Origin of the sequence: Streptomyces sp. NPDC001903 (assembly GCF_042891345.1) — a bacterium.
In the GTDB taxonomy this organism is placed as follows: Bacteria; Actinomycetota; Actinomycetes; order Streptomycetales; family Streptomycetaceae; genus Streptomyces.
Genome location: NZ_JBIASZ010000016.1, coordinates 46,414 through 62,953, shown reverse-complemented (window position 1 = coordinate 62,953; position 16,540 = coordinate 46,414). Strand labels below are relative to the sequence as shown.

Below are 16,540 nucleotides of genomic sequence, written 5' to 3'. Positions count from 1 at the left end.
TACGCGCGTGCGGGAGGGTGCGGTCGTACGGGGCGGGGAAGGGCGCCCGCGGGCCCCGGGCCGTCACGGCGCGCCCGGGGGGAGGAAGGGGAGGCCCGTGGGGGCGCCGCCCTCGATCAGGCGGAGCAGGGCATCGGTGTCCGCGTGCTCGGCGATCAGATCGCCCAGCAGGTCCAGCTGCTCCTCCCGCAGGGAGGCGAACGAGGTGTCCGGGGAAGGGACGAAGCGGCGGCCGGCAGCCGAGGCCACCTCCCGCAGGAACGCCCGCCGGAAGCCGTCCGACTCCAGCGAGCCGTGCCAGTGCGTGCCCCACACCGAACCGACCCGGCAGCCGTCCAGGAACGGCTCCCCGCCGAGCACCTCGGCCACCCCGTGGTGGATCTCGTACCCGTCGACCGCCTCGCCGAGCGCGGTCCCGGAGGGCCGCTCCAGGGTCTTCTCGCGTTCGAAGCGGATCCGCACCGGCAGCAGGCCCAGCCCGTCCACCGAGCCCGCCCGCGACTCGACCTCGTCCTCGATGTGCTCGCCGAGCACCTGGAAGCCGCCGCAGATGCCCAGCACGGGCCGGCCCTCCGCGGCCCGGCGCAGCAGCGCGTCCGCGAGGCCGCGCTCGCGCAGCCACTCCAGCGCCTTCACGGTGCCGCGCGTGCCCGGCACCACGACCAGGTCCGCGTCGGCCAGTTCCTCGGCCCGGTCCACGAACCGCACCACCACGCCCGGCTCCGCCGCCAGCGCGTCCACGTCCGTGAAGTTCGACATCAGCGGTACCGCGCACACCGCGACCCGCAGCACGTCCTCGCCGACCGGCGGAGCCACCACCGACTCGCGCACCGCCCCCCGCAGGGAGACCCGGAGCCCGTCCTCCTCGTCGATGCCCAGCCCGTGCCGGAAGGGGAGGACGCCGAACGTCGCGCGCCCGGTCAGGTCGCGCAGCATCTCCATGCCGGGCTCCAGCAGGGACACGTCGCCGCGGAACTTGTTGACCATGTATCCGGCGATCAGCGACTGGTCCTCCGGTGACAGCAGCGCCGTCGTCCCGAAGAACGAGGCGAAGACCCCGCCCCGGTCGATGTCCCCGACCACGACCACCGGGAACCGCGCGGCCCGCGCGATGCCCATGTTCACGATGTCCGTCCGGCGCAGGTTGATCTCGGCCGGACTGCCCGCCCCCTCGCAGATCACGGCGTCATACGTGCCCCGCAGCTGCTCCAGGCAGTCCGTGACGACGCCGAGCAACTGCTCCTGCCGCCCACCGTGCAGCGCCTTCCCGGGGGACACGGCGCCTGACTGCGGCTGCGCCGCGGGCCCGGACCCCCCGAAGAACCCGCGCGCACTCATCTCGCCCACCGGCTTGCCCAGCAGCACCACCTGGCTGCTCTGGTCGCTGCCGGGCTTGAGCAGCACCGGGTTCATCAGCGCCGTCGGCTCCACGCGCGCCGCCTGCGCCTGCATCGCCTGCGCGCGCCCGATCTCGGCGCCCTCTCGCGTCACGAACGAGTTCAGCGACATGTTCTGCGCCTTGAAGGGCGCCACCTTCACGCCCTGCCGGGCCAGCCAGCGGCAGATGCCCGCCGTGACCACGCTCTTGCCCGCGTCCGACGTGGTGCCCGCGACGAGGAGTCCTCCGCCGAGCCTGCCGCCGCTCATGCGCGTCCCTTCCGTATGCCGTACGACACCGCACAGCGCAGTGCCACACACGCCCCCAGCGCCAGCCACGTCACCTGACGTGACAGCCGCACCGCGCGTTCGATGTCCGCGACCTCGACCGGCCGCCCCTCCTCGCCGTTCAGCACGGCCCGGTGCTCGACCCGGCCCCCGTACGCCAGGGTCCCGCCCAGCCGTACGCCGAGCGCCCCCGCGAAGGAGGCCTCCACGGGCCCGGCGTTCGGGCTCGGGTGCTTGGCCGCGTCCGCGCGCCAGGCCCGTACGGCCCCCCGCCGGTCGGGCCCGGCCGCTGCGGCGGCCAGCGCGGTCAGCCGGGCGCCCGGCCAGCCCGCGAGGTCGTCGAGCCGGGCGGAGGCCCAGCCGTAGCGCAGGTAGCGCGGGGACTTGTGGCCGACCATCGCGTCGAGGGTGTTCACGGCGCGGAAGGCGAGCAGCCCCGGGACACCGGCGGCGGCGCCCCACACCAGGGCCCCGACCACCGCGTCGGAGGTGTTCTCGGCGACCGACTCCACGACGGCGCGGGCCATCTGCTGCTCGTCCAGGGCCTGCGGATCGCGCCCGCACAGGTGCGGCAGCCGCTCACGGGCCACCTCGGCGTCCCCGGCGGCGAGCGCGCCGCCGATGGCGCGGGCCTCCCGGCCCAGCGAGGTGCCGCCGACGACGGCCCAGGTGGCCGCCGCGGTCAGGGCGATACGGGCGGCCGCGGGCCGGGAGCGCACGGCGCGAGCGCCCAGCGCGCCGACGGCGGCCGCGCCCCCGGCGCACAGGAGGGTGTGTACGACGCCCCGGCCGCGGTCGTCGCGCCACAGGGCGCGCTCGACGGCGGCGGCGGCTCGTCCGAAGGCGGCCACGGGGTGCCCGCGGCGCGGATCACCGAGGATCCGGTCGCCTATCAGGCCCGCCGCGGCGCCGTACGCGAAGACGCGATCGGCACGCATGGTGCAGGTATGTCCTCACTCAGGGTCCGCGCCCTGGTTCGACGTGTCCGGCGGTGGGAGTTCCTGGCTCCCGGGGCGCACGAGCCGCGTGCTCCCCGGTGACAGTGGCGGGACCGCGCCGGATTCGCACCGGACTTCCTCTCCATGCCGCCGTATTGGCTCGGGCAGTCCACCACGCACCGCGAAGGCCCGTCAACTCGCCGTTGACCTGCGGCGGGGCGGGCGGACGGCACACGTCACAGGCGTACGAAAGCTCCCCCCGGGAAACCCCGGGGGGAGCTTTCGTACACCGTGCCCGAATCGATCGGATCGCGCCGACCCGGATCAGGTGACGATCAGGTAGATCCCGTACGCGACGGCCCCCGCGACGAGCGCGAAGCAGGCGTAGGCACCGCTGCGGGCGAGGGTGGCGGCGCCGCCCTGCTCGGTGGCGGCCTCGTGCTTGGAGAGGCCCACCAGGCCCAGCGTGAACAGGGCCACGAGGGCGACGGTGGCGGAGAGGCTGACCCCGAAGACGGAGCCGAGTGCTGCCCAGTCGATCTTCATACTGCGGATTCCTCTGTCGTTCTCGGGGTCAGACCGCGGCGGCGGGGGCCGCCGGCGTGGTCGGGGCGGCCGCCGGGATGGTGGCCTTCAGGGCCTCGTCCGTGACCGCGGCGGTCGTACCGGCCGCGGCCTCGGCGGCCACCGTCGGCGGGACGGTGACGGCGGCCATGGCCGTGGTGACGACACCCGGCTCCTCGGCGGCGGCCTGCTGCACCTCGTTGACGTTGCTGTGGTCGACGACCTGGCGGCGCGAGATGACCCAGATGGCGACGCAGGAGGCGACGAGGAAGAGCGCGACGGCGGCGACGCCGACGTCACCGGTGCGCATGACCAGCTCGGCGCCGGAGGCGACCACGGCGGCGGCCGGCAGGGTCAGGCCCCAGGCGATGAACATGCGGGTGGCGGTGGACCAGCGGACCACGCCGCCCTTGCGGCCCAGACCCGCACCCATGACGGCGCCGGAGCACGCGTGGGTGGTGGAGAGGGAGAAGCCGAGGGTGGAGGAGGCCAGGATGACGCTCGCGGCCGAGGTCTGGGCGGCGAAGCCCTGCTGCGGCTGGAGGTCGGTCAGGCCGCTGCCCATGGTGCGGATGATGCGCCAGCCACCCAGGTAGGTGCCCATCGCGATCGCCATGCCGGCGGAGACGATGACCCAGACCGGCGGGTTGGAGCCGGGCGCGAGCGCGCCGCCGGCGACCAGCGCCAGGGTGATGATGCCCATCGTCTTCTGCGCGTCGTTGGTGCCGTGCGCGAGGGAGACGAGACCGGCCGAGGCGATCTGACCGGCCTTGTAGCCCTTGGCGGACGTCTTCTTGCCGACGTTCCCGCCCAGCTTGTACGTGATCTTGGCAGCCAGCATCGCGGCCGCACCGGCCACGATCGGCGCGGCGACCGCGGGGAGCAGCACCTTGGTGACGAGCGTGCCGCCGTTGACGGCGCCGAGGCCGGCAGAGGCGACGGCCGCGCCGACCAGGCCGCCCATCAGGGCGTGCGAGGAGCTGGAGGGGAGGCCGACCAGCCAGGTGACGAGGTTCCAGAGGATCGCGCCGACCAGGGCCGCGAAGATCACTTCTGGCTGGATGCCCTCTTCGTTGACCAGGCCCTTGGAGATCGTCTTGGCGACCTCCACGGACATGAACGCGCCGACGAGGTTGAGCACGGCGGACATGGCCACCGCCGTCTTGGGCTTGAGGGCGCCGGTCGAGATGGTGGTGGCCATCGCGTTGGCCGTGTCGTGGAAACCGTTCGTGAAGTCGAACACGAGAGCGGTGATGATCACGATCCCGAGGAGAAGCGTTATGTGCTCCATTTACCCAGGCTTCTGTTTGACGTCAGTGGCTCGGCGACCGTAGGCAACCTGGATGAACGGAAGGTGAACTGACTCCGGCGGAGCGGTGTACTGGCCCGTCGTGCCATCGGGACCTTCATCCCCATTTTGTGGCTGATACGGCGATTGATGCACGTCAACGCCCGGTAACCCGGCGGCTCGGGAAGGGGCCGAAGGGCCCCGGGGCCGCCCCGGAGGGGTTCGGGGGGAGATGCAGATCACTTGGAACCGGCAGACCCGCCGGACCGCCCGGTCATCCCTTCCCGCCCCCTCCCGGCCCCAATCGGAGCATTCCGCTCCAGTGGCCCGCCGGCCCTCCCGCCTCGACACTGGAGCCGTGCCTTCCGCCACAGCGACGGCCGCGGCCGTCGCGACCACTCTCGTCGGGGCCGGCGCCGCCGCGGTCGCCGCCGGCCGGTACGCCGCCGACGCCGCCCTGCGCCACGACCCCGGCCGCCCCCTGCCCGGCGGGCCGCGGCTCAGCGTCCACTCCAGCGGCTCCGGGCGGATCACGCTGACCCGCTCGCTGGCCTCCCTGCGCCCGGGTACGTACGGGCTCGGTGCACCCGGGGTGCACGCCGTGGTCGGACCCGTCCTCGACGGATTCGATCCCGGCCCGGACGCCGTCGTACGCCGGCTCCTCGCCGTCACCCACGGCAGCCTCGACCCCGGCACCCGGGTCACCCTCACCCCCCAGGTGTACGTGGGGAACCCCCGCACCGCCCTCGGGCTCGACCACGCCGACGTGGACGTCCCCGGAGAGCTCGGCGGGCTGCCCGCCTGGTTCGTGCCCGCCGCCCGCGACACCTGGGTGATCACCGTGCACGGGCTCGGCGCCGGCCGCGAGCACCCGATGGTGGTCATGCCCTTCCTGCACCGCCAGCGGATGCCGGTCCTCGACCTCGCCTACCGCGGCGACCTCGGGGCGCCCGCGTCACCGGACGGTCTCGGCCACCTCGGTGAATCCGAGTGGCGGGACGTGGACGCCGCCATCCGCTACGCCGTGCGCTACGGCGCCCGCAGGGTCGTCCTGCACGGCTGGTCCACCGGGGCCGCCATGGCCCTGCACGCCGCCGAGCGCTCGGCGCTCGCCGACCGGATCTCCGGGCTCGTGCTGGACTCGCCGGTCCTCGACTGGCACACCACCCTGCGCGCGCTCGTCGCGGCCCGCCGCACCCCGGCCGCGCTGGTCCCGTTCGCCGTACGGGCCGCCGAGGGGCGCGCGGGACTGCGCGCCGACCGGCTTCCGCCCGGGGCCGACCCCGCCGCGCTGCGCGTGCCCGTACTGATCTTCCACGGGCCGGACGACACCCTCGCCCCCTGGGAGCCCTCGCGCCGGCTCGCCGCCGCCCGCCCCGACCTGGTCACGCTGAGGACCGTCCGCGAGGCCCCGCACGGGGCCATGTGGAACGCGGATCCGGCCGGATACGAGGAAGCCCTGAGGCGCTTCCTCACCCCTCTTATGTGAAGGCCGTGTGCCGGACGGGACGGGGAGGGGGGATTCTCCTGGTATGTCCCCCCGTCGACTGGCGATAATGGCTGGTTCCGTTTGGGCTTTAGGCCGGTGACGGGCGAGACTGCTTCCGTGACGTCCCGAAAGCCTGATGAGCAGTTGGCTCGCGACTCCAGACTCCGACTCGTCTCCCCGCGTTCCGTCGCCGCGGCCCGCAAGGCGGTGACCGACCGACGCGCCCGTACCGCCTCCCGGCCCCCCGCGGGCACCCCGGCCACGGCCGAACTCGCGAGCCGGGCCCGGGCCTCGCTGGCCGACGCGGTACGGCTCGCCCGCTGGGCCGAACTCAACCTCGGCGCCGGCGACGGGGGCAGGCCCGCCCCGGCGGGAGCGCTGCCCGCCGCCGACGTCGAACGCGCCGCCGGTGAACTGAACCTGACACACGGACAGATCCGGGTCGGCTGGGACCGCGCCCGGCTCGCCGGCCTCGTCGAGGTGCACGGCGGCCAGGCTCGGCCCGGCTGGCGGCTGCGTGCCTGGGACCGCGACGACACCGCCGTACTGCGCGGCTGGGTCGCCCTGTTCGACGCCTGGTCGCTGGTCCATCCGGCCCCCGCCGACATCGCCCCGGCGGTCGTCGCCGAAGTGGTCGAGGCGATGCCCCAACTGCTGTCCCTGCTCCAGCTGTCCGCCGGTCCCGTGACCGTTCCGGATCTGCTGGACCTGCTCGGGCAGCGGGTCACCGAACTGCGCGACGAGCGCTGCGAGATCCCGTACGACGCCCCCGCGCGGGAGGCCTCGCCCGCAGAGGCTGCGGGCGCGGGCCCGGAGGCCGCCCCCGAGGCGAACGGCCACACGGCGCCCGTCCCGCTCGCCCGGCTGCTGCGCTGGGCGCTCGGCGGGCTCGCCGCCGTCGACGCCGTCACCCTCGGTCCCGCCCAGGCCGCCCTCACCCCGCTCGGCAGCTGGGCCGTCTGGGTCAAGCTCGAACAGATCTGCGTCGCCGCGCAGAGCCCCGCCGGGAACATCGAGCAGTCCGCCGCCGCGATGCTGCACGGCTGCGCCCGGCTCACCCCCGGACCGGCCCGCGCCGAATACCAGGCCTGGCTCGCCGCCCGGCCCGTCGGCCACGCCGTCAGCGAACTGCTGCACGCGGCCCGCGGCGAGGACGCCCTGCTGCGCGGGCTCGCCTTCGAGGCACTGCGCGTGGTCGGCGCCCCGGCCGAACCCGAGGTGCGCGCCGCCGTGCGCGACCCGGCGCTGCGGCCCTACGCCCTGCTCTGGCTGGCCGAGCACGACGGGGTCGATCCCGACGAGGCGCAGGACGTGCTCACCGCCGAGGAGACGACCTGGCTCTGGGTGGACACCGCCGCCGCCATCGCCGACCACGGCGAGGCGGACCTGCTGGCGCGCCACCTCGACTCGGCCGTCCGCACCACCGTCCCGCGGCTGCTGGACGAGGTCCGCGCGGTCGGCCACCCGCGCACCGTCCAGGTCCTGGTCGCCCTGGCGGCCGCGCACCCGGACCCGGCCCTGGCCAAAGCGGTCCGCCGGGCCGCCTTCCAGGTCCACACCGGCGGCGCGTAGCGCCCGCGGCGCCGCGCAGGGGAGGAACGGGAGAACGGGAACGCGCCGCGGGTCTCAGACCTGCGGCGCGTACGTCCCGAAGCTCCAGATGTTGCCCTCGGCGTCCCTGGCCATGTAGTCGCGGGATCCGTAGTCCTGGTCGGTGGGTTCCATGAGGATCTCCACGCCGTGCTCCGCGGCCCGCCGGTGATGGGCGTCCACGTCGTCGACCACCACGTAGACCCCCACGGGCCCGCCGTCCCCCATGGCCTTGTCGAAAACGCTGCCGGTGCCCTTGCTCCCCAGCATCACCAGCCCGTTGCCGTACGCCAGCTCCGCGTGCATCACCGCGCCGTCCTCCCCCTCGTACACGGCGATCTGGCTGAAGCCGAAGGCCTCGGTCAGCAGCTTGATCGCCGCTTTCGCGTCGCGATAGCGCAGTGTGGGACAGATGGACGGAACGCCTGCCATGACGACCACTTCCTCTCGTGACGGTGACCTGTGTCACAGCATGGCAGGCGCCGCCGACAGTCAGCGGAAGGTGTTGCACTGGGCCATGTCGCCCGTGCGGTAGCCCTGGTAGAACCACTGCTGGCGCTGCTGCGCCGAGCCGTGCGTCCAGGACTCCGGGGTCACCCGGCCCTGGAACTTCTCCTGGATCCGGTCGTCGCCGACCGCGGCGGCCGCGTCCAGGCCGTCCTTGATGTCCTGGTCGGTCAGGCTGGTGATCAGCGGCCGGCCCGTGGACTCGTCCGGGGTCCTCGTCGCGTTGTGCGCCCACACCCCGGCGTAGCAGTCGGCCTGGAGCTCGACCTTGACCGCGTTGCTGTTCGCGCCCTGCCGCCCGTCCTGGGCCTTCTGCAGGGTTCCGGTCAGGTTCTGGATGTGGTGCCCGTACTCGTGGGCGACCACGTAGGCCTGGGCGAAGGGGCCGCCGCTCGCGCCGAACTTCGTCCGCAGCTCGTCGAAGAAGCCCAGGTCCAGGTAGACCTGCCGGTCGGCGGGGCAGTAGAAGGGGCCGACCGCCGAGGTGGCGGTCCCGCAGGCGGTGTTCACGCGGCCGGTGAAGAAGACCGTCGACGCCGGGGTGTACCGGCCGCCGCGCCGGGTGAACTCGTCCTTCCAGAAGTCCTGGGTGCTGTTGACGACGGCGACCAGCCGGCAGTCCTCGCGCGTGTTCGCGTCCCGCCCGGTCCTGCAGCTCTGCTGCACCTCGCTGACGGAGGAGGAGGTCGCCACCGGCTCCGGGTTCCCGGAGGACAGCCCGAGCTGCTCGGGGCCGACGCCGAAGAGCAGTCCGAGGATCAGTGCGATGAGGCCCGCGATGCCGCCGCCGATCGTCGCGCGTCCGCCCGGGACGCGGCTGCCGCGCACATCCTTGACCTCGGACGTGTCCAGGTTGGCGTCGTCGTCGAACTGCATCCCGCACCGCCTCGATTCAACGTGGCCGCCCCTGCGGCGAGTATCACCCGGTCCATCCTGATACGCGCCCCGGCCCACCGGGGAGATCCGTACGCCGAACGGGGGACATGTCAAGGGCGGGACGCCCCCAAAACTGGTTGCGCACCCCCGGTAGAATGAATCCCATGGCAAATCTCCTCGCGGATTAGCGGCGTCGAAGCATCGCGTCCTGCCCCCCTTCCGCCGTCCCCCCGCCCTGGAGTATTTCCGTGATCACCGCCACCGGCATCGAGCTGCGCGCCGGCGCCCGCGTCCTCATCGAGTCCGCTTCCTTCCGCATCGCCAAGGGCGACCGCATCGGCCTGGTCGGCCGCAACGGAGCCGGCAAGACCACGCTCACCAAGTGCCTGGCCGGTGAGGGCCAGCCCGCCGGCGGCTCCATCACCCGCTCCGGCGAGGTCGGCTACCTCCCGCAGGACCCGCGCACCGGCGACCTCGACGTCCTGGCCCGCGACCGGATCCTCTCCGCCCGCGGTCTCGACGTCCTGCTCAAGAAGATGCGCATGAACGAGGAGCGCATCGCCAACGGCTCCGGCGCCACCCGCGAGAAGGCGCTCAAGCAGTACGAGCGCCAGGAGACCGAGTTCCTCACCAAGGGCGGGTACGCCGCCGAGTCCGAGGCCGCGACGATCTCGGCCGCCCTCAGCCTGCCCGACCGGGTCCTCGGCCAGCCGCTGCACACCCTCTCCGGCGGTCAGCGCCGCCGTGTCGAGCTCGCCCGGATCCTCTTCTCGGACGCCGACACCCTGCTCCTCGACGAGCCGACGAACCACCTCGACGCCGACTCGATCGTCTGGCTGCGCGACTACCTGAAGAACTACCGCGGCGGCTTCGTCGTGATCTCCCACGACGTCGACCTGGTCGAGACCGTGGTCAACAAGGTCTTCTACCTGGACGCCAACCGCTCGGTCATCGACATCTACAACATGGGCTGGAAGCTCTACCAGCAGCAGCGCGAGGCCGACGAGAAGCGCCGCAAGCGCGAGCGCCAGAACGCCGAGAAGAAGGCCGCGGCCCTGAACTCGCAGGCCGACAAGATGCGCGCCAAGGCGACCAAGACCGTCGCCGCCCAGAACATGGCCAAGCGCGCCGACCGCCTGCTCGCCGGCCTGGACGCCGTCCGCGTCTCCGACAAGGTCGCCAAGCTGCGCTTCCCGGACCCGGCGCCCTGCGGCAAGACCCCGCTGACCGCCGAGGGCCTGTCGAAGTCGTACGGCTCCCTGGAGATCTTCACCGACGTCGACCTGGCCATCGACAAGGGTTCCCGCGTCGTCATCCTCGGCCTCAACGGCGCCGGCAAGACCACGCTGCTGCGCCTCCTCGCGGGCGCCGAGAAGCCGGACACCGGCGAGGTCACCCCCGGCCACGGGCTCAAGCTGGGCTACTACGCCCAGGAGCACGAGACGCTCGACCCCGACCGCACGGTCCTGGAGAACATGCGCTCGGCCGCGCCCGACCTGGACCTGGTCGCCGTGCGCAAGACGCTCGGCTCCTTCCTCTTCTCCGGCGACGACGTGGACAAGCCGGCCGGGGTCCTCTCCGGCGGGGAGAAGACCCGTCTGGCCCTGGCCACGCTGGTCGTCTCCTCGGCGAACGTGCTGCTCCTCGACGAGCCCACCAACAACCTGGACCCGGCCAGCCGCGAGGAGATCCTGGGCGCGCTGCGCACGTACAAGGGCGCGGTCATCCTCGTCACGCACGACGAGGGCGCGGTCGAGGCGCTGGAGCCGGAGCGGATCATCCTGCTCCCGGACGGCGTCGAGGACCTGTGGGGCCCGGACTACCGGGACCTCGTCGCGCTCGCCTGATCTCCCCGGAGCCGGTGATCCAGTTCCTTATGGATCATTCGGCTCAGGCGTGATCCATCATCTGAGTGAGACGGTCTCGTACCTCTGCGCTCTGTACGACGGCCCCGGCCGTACCCGCCCGGGTACGTGTCCGGGGCCTCCGTTTTCTGCCGTCCGGCCCCTGACCTGGAGATTCCCGGTGAGGGCGGAGAAGTGTGACGGACGTCATGCAGCGGAAGAGAAGATTCCGTTCTGCTGATGTGTCCACGACTCGGGAAATGTCGTCGTACCGACCTTGCTGAATGGGTGGCCAGGAAGCCGGGGAGGGGTGATCATGAGAAGTCCAGAGCGCACTTCCCATGAGGAGGCACGGGTGGCCGAGACTCTGAAGAAGGGCAGCCGGGTAACCGGCGCCGCGCGCGACAAGCTCGCGGCAGACCTGAAGAAGAAGTACGACTCCGGTGCGAGTATCCGTGCGCTGGCCGAGGAAACGGGCCGGTCCTACGGATTCGTCCACCGGATGCTCAGTGAGTCCGGAGTCATTCTGCGTGGTCGCGGTGGCGCGACGCGCGGCAAGAAGGCGGCTTCGGCCTGACCTCGATCCGGGCCGTCAGGCCCGGGCCGGGGCGGGTCACGCTCGCCTGCCCACACCGCGGATCCTTCGGTGACCCCCGGTCGGCCGTCCGGCCGACTGGGTGGTTACTGTGCAGTCACTTAGGCCGGGATTGCGGCCGACTGCACACCGGAGGCACACAGATGGCTCTGCTCGACAAGGACGGCGTACGGCTCACCGTGGACGACTCGGTCGCGACGGTGACACTGACCAATCCGGCCAAGCGAAACGCTCAGTCCCCCGCGCTCTGGCGGGCGTTGGCGGAGGCCGGAAGGTCGTTGCCGGGCACCGTCCGGGTCGTGGTGCTGCGCGGTGAGGGCAAGTCCTTCTCCGCCGGACTCGACCGGCAGGCGTTCACCCCCGAGGGTTTCGAGGGTGAGCCGTCCTTCCTCGATCTGGCGCGTGGTTCGGACGAGCTGCTCGATTCCACCATTGCCGAATACCAGGAGGCGTTCACCTGGTGGCGGCGCAACGACATCGTCTCCATCGCCGCCGTTCAGGGGCATGCGATCGGCGCCGGCTTCCAGCTCGCGCTGGCGTGTGACCTGCGCGTGGTCGCGGACGACGTGCAGTTCGCCATGCGCGAGACCAGCCTGGGTCTCGTGCCCGACCTGGCGGGGACGCAGCCGCTGACCTCGCTGGTCGGTTATGCCCGCGCGCTGGAGATCTGCGCGACGGGCCGCTTCGTGCACGCCGAGGAGGCGGAGCGGGTCGGCCTGGCCAACCTGGTCGTGCCGGCCGATGAGCTGGACGCGGCGGTGCAGGACCTCACGACGGCGCTGCTGGCCCCGCCGCGCGACGCCGTCATCGAGACGAAGGCGCTGCTCCGCGATGCCGTGTCCCGGCCGTACGACGCCCAGCGCTCGGCGGAGCGCGCCGCCCAGGCCCGCCGCCTGCGCGACCTGGCCGGCCTCTCGGACTGATCCGGCTCCCTGCGGTCCGGGGGCTCGCCCCCGGACCGCAGCGGCCGGCCGTCAGGGAATCTCCGTCGGGGGTCTCCGTCAGGAGCTCCCTCAGGGGATGAGGAGGGCCTTGCCCGCGATGGCGCGCGCCTCGATGGCTCGGTGCGCCTGCGCCGCCTGAGCCAGCGGGAACCGGCGCGCGATCACGGGGCGGAGCCGCCCCGCCGCCGCTTCGGCCAGGACGGAGGCCGCCAGCCGGGTGATCTCCGCGGGCGGGAACTGTACGTCGGCGATCCCGCGCAGGCCGATACCGCGCCGCTCCGCCTCCGCGGGGTCCAGAGCGGTGAAGCCGCCGCTGGGGGCGCCGTGCGCCGAGACCCGTCCGCCGTCGCGGACCAGTCCGAATCCGGCCAGGCCCAGCTCGCCGCCGACCCCGTCCAGCAGGACGTCCACCGGACCGCCGACCGCAGCGGTCCACCCCGGCTCCGTGTAGTCCACCGCCCGGTCCGCACCCAGTTCCCGGATCAGCGCCAGCTTCCGCTCGCCCCGCGCCGCCCCCACGACGTACGCCCCCGCCGCCACCGCGATCTGCACGAGCAGCGTCCCCATCCCGCCGGCCGCGCCCAGGATCAGCACCCGTTCGCCCGCCTTGATGCCCACGCCCTCGGCGATGCCCGAACCGGTCACCCCGTCGTGCGCCAGCGCCGCCGCCTCCGCTGACTCCAGTCCGTCCGGGACCGGGACCAGCAGGTCCACGGGGACGCGGACCAGTTCCGCGTACGTCCCCTTCGTGCCCGGGGCCGCCACCACCCGGCGGCCGAGCCAGTGCGGGTCCACCCCCTCGCCCACCGCGGCGACCGTCCCCGCGGCCGCGCCCCCCGGCACGTACGGCGGGTGGATGCCGAAGGACTCGCCCCAGCCCCCGCGGATCTGGGTCTCCACGAAGATCGTGTCCACGGCCTCGGTCCGGACCACGACCTCGCCCGCCGCCGGGACCGGATCCGGCACTTCCACCGGCACCAGGACCTCCGGACCGCCGTACCCGTCCACCCGTATCGCCCGCATGACCTTCCCCCTGCCCTGTCCGAAAACGGCCTCTCGGCCTTGACCACTTGCCCACTCTCCGACCTCGACCGCAGTTGAGGTCAAGCGCCGGCGGGGATCCGTTCCCGGCCGACCGGCGTAGTCCCGGTGCGCCGCCGGTGCACCGCGCATACCGTGGTGCGGAGTGAGTCCAATCCGCGCGAAGGGACACGCGATGACCGAATCCACATCCGGGGGTGCCTCGCGCAACCCGGCCGACCGCGGCCGCACCACCATCTCGGACGGGGTGGTCGAGAAGATCGCCGGTCTCGCCGCCCGCGAGGTGGTCGGCGTGCACGCCATGGGCAGCGGCAGCGGCCTCTCCCGTACTTTCGGCGCCGTCCGCGACCGGGTGCCCGGCGGAGCGAAGTCTTCGGCCTCCCGCGGGGTGAAGGCCGAGGTCGGCGAGGTGCAGACCGCCCTCGACCTGGAGATCGTCGTCGACTACGGCGTGTCGATCCGCGACGTCGCGAGGGCCGTCCGTGAGAACGTCATCTCGGCGGTCGAGCGGATGACGGGCCTGGAGGTCGTCGAGGTCAACATCGCGGTCAGCGACGTGAAGCTGCCCGACGAACCCGACGAGGAGCCGGAGTCCCGACTCCAGTGAAGGAGGAGCCCGCATGAGGATGGCCGTCGTCGGCCTCTTCGCCGGCATGGCGCTCGCGTTCGCCGGATACTTCGGCGGATTCGGGGCCTTCCTGCTGGTGGCGGCGCTCGGCGCCATCGGCTTCGTCGTCGGCCGGTTCCTGGACGGGGACCTGGAACCCGGCGTCTTCTTCCGCCCCCGCGACCGCGACAGGTGAGGCCCCGATGACCACGCCACGGGTGGTTCCCCCGCACGCGCCCGCCGCCGAACGGGGGGCCACCCGGATCGCCGACCGGGTCGTCGCCAAGATCGCGGCCCAGGCCGCCCGGGAGGCGCTGGCCGCACCGCCGGACGGGCCGCCCGAGGCCGGGCGGTCCGGCGCGGCGGGCGGCGCCGCGCCGGGCGCCCCGCACGCCACCGTCACCGTGCACCACGACATCGCCCGGGTTCGGGTGAGCCTGGAGCTCGACTACCCCTGCGATCTCGCCGCCCGGTGCGCGGCCGTCCGCAGCCGGGTCGTCCGCCGCGTCGAGGAGTACGCCGGCATGTCCGTGCCCGAGGTGGACATCGACGTCGAGCACCTGCACTCCGCGCACACCCGCACCGCCGCCCTGCGGGACCGGAAGCTGCGGTGACGGCGCCCGCCCCCGGCCAAGCCCCGCCCCGGGAAGCCGCCCCGGCCCGCGTCCGCCGCTTCCGGTCCGCCCGGCGGATCCCGGCCGCGCTGACGGCGCTGGCCGTGCTCGGGGTGGCGGGCCTGTTCCTGTACGACCTCGCCGCCGTACGGGCCGGCCGCCCCGGCATGCAGTGGCGCGGGGAACTGGCCCGGCAGCTGCAGCGGCAGACTCCCGCGGACCCGTGGGTGCTCGTCGGCGCCGCGGTCCTCGCCGTGGCGGGGGCGGTGCTCCTGTTCCTCGCCCTCACCCCGGGGCTCCGCCGGATCCTGCCGATGCGGACGCCGGACCCGGAGGGCGGGGTTCGGGCCGGGCTCGCGCGCAAGGCCGCCGCCCTGGTGCTGCGGGACCGCGCGATGGAGGTGTCCGGGGTGCGCTCGGCGCGGGTCGTGGTGCGGCGGTCCCGCGTCGCGGTCCGGGCGCAGTCCCACTTCCGCGAACTGGACGAGGTACGGGCCGACCTGGAGGAGGTCCTGGCCGTCGGCATCGGGGAGCTGGGCCTCGCGCACGCGCCGCAGCCCCGGGTACGGGTCACCAGGGCCCCCGTCGGAAAGAGGTGAGGGGATGCTCGGGACGGTGAACCGGATCCTGCTCGGGATCATCGGCGCCGTGCTGCTGGTCGCCGGGGTGGCGGTGCTGACGGCGCTGCGGCCACTGGGCGGCCGCCACGAGCCGCTGCTGGGCGCGGCGACCCGCGAGCGGTACTGGCATGCCGAGGGCTGGTGGTGGTGGGCGGTGCTCGCCGGGCTCGGGGTGTGCGTGTTGCTCGCGCTGTGGTGGCTGCTGGCGCAGCTGCGGCGGCCGCGGCTGGCCGCGGTGGTGGTGGACACCGGCGACGGGGCGTTCGCGGTGCTGCGCGGGCGTGCGCTGGAGGAGGCGGTCGCCGCGGAGGCGGGTGCACTGGACGGGGTCGCCCGGTGCAGCGTCAGGCTTCGGGGCAGGCAGGGGCGCCGCAGCCGGCGCAGGGGGCCGCAGCTGCGGATGGAGCTGGAACTGGAGCCGCACGCCGTCCCGGCCGACGCCCTGGCGGGGCTGGCGGGGCCGGTGCTCGGCCACGCCCGCCGGTCGGCGGGCCTCCCCGGACTTCCCGCGGAGGCCCGCTTCCGGATCGCCTCCCACCGCGCCCGCCGCGTGACGTAGCCGGTGTCCGGTGCCCGGCGGGTCGGGAGGGGGCGTCAGAAGCCGTGGCGGGAGCCGCCGTCGACCGGGAGCATGAGGCCCGTCAGGTACGAGGCCGCGGGCGACAGCAGGAACGCCGCCGAGCGACCGAACTCCTCGGGGGTGCCGTAGCGCCGCAGCGGGATGCCGGATTCGTTGGCCGCGCGGGCCGCCGCCGCATCGCCCGAGAGGGCGTCGAGCTCGCGGACGCGGTCGGTGTCGATCCGGGCCGGCAGGAGTCCGACCACGCGGATGCCGCGCGGTCCGAGCTCCACCGACAGGGACTTGGCGAAGCCCGCCAGCCCCGGCCGCAGCCCGTTGGAGATCGTCAGGCCCGGGATCGGCTCGTGGACCGAGCCCGACAGGACGAAGCCGATGACCCCGCCCTCGCCCAGCTCGGCCGCGGCCGCGCGGGCCAGGCGCACCGCGCCGAGGAAGACCGATTCGAACGCCGCCGCCCACTGCTCGTCGGTGTTGCTCGCCGCCGAACCGGGGGCGGGGCCGCCGACGCTGATGAGGATGCCGTCGAGGCGGCCGAAGCGTTCCTTCGCGGTGGCGACGAGCGCGGCCGCCGCCTGCGGGTCGGCGTTGTCCGCGGCGACGCCCACGGCGTTCGGACCCAGCGAGGCCGCCGCCTCGGCGGCGCGCGCCGCGTCCCGGCCCGTCACGATCACCTTCGCGCCGTCCGCCGCCAGTTCGCGGGCCGAGGCGAAGCCCAGGCCGCGGGTGGCTCCGGTGACGACGTAGACACGGTCTTTCAGTCCAAGATCCATGCCCGACA

At 73.7% G+C, this 16,540-nt stretch carries 18 protein-coding genes and 1 riboswitch; of the genes, 10 read left to right on the top strand and 8 right to left on the bottom strand.

Features of this window, described 5'->3' with window-relative positions; all coding sequences use genetic code 11:
• Positions 1-63 precede the first annotated feature (63 nt).
• The 4 genes from ACFYZS_RS29905 to ACFYZS_RS29890 form a co-directional block, all read right to left on the bottom strand.
• Entirely contained in the window at positions 64-1,647 is a 1,584-nt protein-coding gene (locus ACFYZS_RS29905; protein ID WP_389019158.1) for a cobyric acid synthase, read from the bottom strand.
• On the bottom strand, positions 1,644-2,603 hold the full coding sequence (locus tag ACFYZS_RS29900) for a cobalamin biosynthesis protein (RefSeq protein WP_389019155.1): 960 nt from the start codon (positions 2,601-2,603) through the stop codon (positions 1,644-1,646). Before ACFYZS_RS29900 ends, ACFYZS_RS29905 begins: the two co-directional genes overlap by 4 nt.
• Positions 2,604-2,640: 37 nt before the next feature.
• A riboswitch (cobalamin riboswitch) is annotated at positions 2,641-2,792 on the bottom strand.
• Positions 2,793-2,927: 135 nt separating this feature from the next.
• Positions 2,928-3,149 carry a hypothetical protein gene (locus ACFYZS_RS29895; RefSeq protein ID WP_389019153.1) on the bottom strand — a complete coding sequence of 74 codons (222 nt, stop codon included), beginning with the start codon at positions 3,147-3,149 and terminating at the stop codon, positions 2,928-2,930.
• A gap of 28 nt (positions 3,150-3,177) precedes the next feature.
• On the bottom strand, positions 3,178-4,458 hold the full coding sequence (locus ACFYZS_RS29890) for an anion permease (protein ID WP_389019150.1): 1,281 nt from the start codon (positions 4,456-4,458) through the stop codon (positions 3,178-3,180).
• A gap of 355 nt (positions 4,459-4,813) precedes the next feature.
• On the opposite strand from ACFYZS_RS29890, the gene ACFYZS_RS29885 reads away from it, so the two are divergent.
• Entirely contained in the window at positions 4,814-5,944 is a 1,131-nt protein-coding gene (locus ACFYZS_RS29885) for an alpha/beta hydrolase family protein (protein ID WP_389019148.1), read from the top strand.
• Positions 5,945-6,061: 117 nt separating this feature from the next.
• Entirely contained in the window at positions 6,062-7,516 is a 1,455-nt protein-coding gene (locus ACFYZS_RS29880) for a hypothetical protein (protein ID WP_389019145.1), read from the top strand.
• A 54-nt stretch (positions 7,517-7,570) separates the two neighbouring features.
• Here ACFYZS_RS29880 and ACFYZS_RS29875 read toward each other — a convergent pair whose 3' ends face one another.
• Positions 7,571-7,966, bottom strand: coding sequence for a VOC family protein (locus ACFYZS_RS29875; RefSeq protein ID WP_389019143.1), 396 nt, complete (start codon positions 7,964-7,966; stop codon positions 7,571-7,573).
• 60 nt (positions 7,967-8,026) lie between these two features.
• Positions 8,027-8,917 (bottom strand): neutral zinc metallopeptidase, encoded by an 891-nt coding sequence (locus ACFYZS_RS29870; protein ID WP_389019140.1) that lies wholly within the window; start codon positions 8,915-8,917, stop codon positions 8,027-8,029.
• Between the two features lie 248 nt (positions 8,918-9,165).
• Here ACFYZS_RS29870 and ACFYZS_RS29865 point away from each other — a divergent pair, with 248 nt between their 5' ends.
• The 3 genes from ACFYZS_RS29865 to ACFYZS_RS29855 all read left to right on the top strand — a co-directional run bounded on the left by ACFYZS_RS29865 (position 9,166) and on the right by ACFYZS_RS29855 (position 12,279).
• Positions 9,166-10,764, top strand: coding sequence for an ABC-F family ATP-binding cassette domain-containing protein (locus tag ACFYZS_RS29865; RefSeq protein WP_389019138.1), 1,599 nt, complete (start codon positions 9,166-9,168; stop codon positions 10,762-10,764).
• A 352-nt stretch (positions 10,765-11,116) separates the two neighbouring features.
• Positions 11,117-11,338 (top strand): helix-turn-helix domain-containing protein, encoded by a 222-nt coding sequence (locus ACFYZS_RS29860; RefSeq protein WP_030163146.1) that lies wholly within the window; start codon positions 11,117-11,119, stop codon positions 11,336-11,338.
• A gap of 161 nt (positions 11,339-11,499) precedes the next feature.
• Positions 11,500-12,279, top strand: a complete 780-nt coding sequence (locus ACFYZS_RS29855) for an enoyl-CoA hydratase/isomerase family protein (protein ID WP_389019135.1) — start codon at positions 11,500-11,502, stop codon at positions 12,277-12,279.
• 90 nt (positions 12,280-12,369) lie between these two features.
• Here the strand turns inward: ACFYZS_RS29855 and ACFYZS_RS29850 are convergent, their stop codons facing one another.
• Complete coding sequence (locus ACFYZS_RS29850) at positions 12,370-13,323, bottom strand: zinc-binding dehydrogenase (RefSeq protein ID WP_389019132.1); 954 nt, start codon at positions 13,321-13,323, stop codon at positions 12,370-12,372.
• Between the two features lie 193 nt (positions 13,324-13,516).
• Here ACFYZS_RS29850 and ACFYZS_RS29845 point away from each other — a divergent pair, with 193 nt between their 5' ends.
• From ACFYZS_RS29845 to amaP, 5 genes are read left to right on the top strand one after another with little or no spacing between them, the layout of a single operon-like run.
• Positions 13,517-13,948 carry an Asp23/Gls24 family envelope stress response protein gene (locus tag ACFYZS_RS29845; protein WP_389019130.1) on the top strand — a complete coding sequence of 144 codons (432 nt, stop codon included), beginning with the start codon at positions 13,517-13,519 and terminating at the stop codon, positions 13,946-13,948.
• Between the two features lie 13 nt (positions 13,949-13,961).
• Positions 13,962-14,144, top strand: coding sequence for a hypothetical protein (locus ACFYZS_RS29840; RefSeq protein ID WP_389019127.1), 183 nt, complete (start codon positions 13,962-13,964; stop codon positions 14,142-14,144).
• A 7-nt stretch (positions 14,145-14,151) separates the two neighbouring features.
• Entirely contained in the window at positions 14,152-14,562 is a 411-nt protein-coding gene (locus ACFYZS_RS29835) for a hypothetical protein (RefSeq protein WP_389019125.1), read from the top strand.
• Positions 14,559-15,161: a DUF6286 domain-containing protein gene (locus ACFYZS_RS29830; protein ID WP_389019123.1), complete on the top strand. Its 603-nt coding sequence runs from the start codon at positions 14,559-14,561 to the stop codon at positions 15,159-15,161. The genes ACFYZS_RS29835 and ACFYZS_RS29830 overlap by 4 nt, the downstream gene beginning before the upstream one ends.
• A 4-nt stretch (positions 15,162-15,165) precedes the next feature.
• Entirely contained in the window at positions 15,166-15,741 is a 576-nt protein-coding gene (amaP, locus tag ACFYZS_RS29825; protein ID WP_389019120.1) for an alkaline shock response membrane anchor protein AmaP, read from the top strand.
• 35 nt (positions 15,742-15,776) lie between these two features.
• On the opposite strand, the gene ACFYZS_RS29820 is transcribed toward amaP, so the two are convergent.
• Positions 15,777-16,532, bottom strand: a complete 756-nt coding sequence (locus tag ACFYZS_RS29820; protein ID WP_389019117.1) for an SDR family oxidoreductase — start codon at positions 16,530-16,532, stop codon at positions 15,777-15,779.
• Positions 16,533-16,540: the final 8 nt, after the last annotated feature.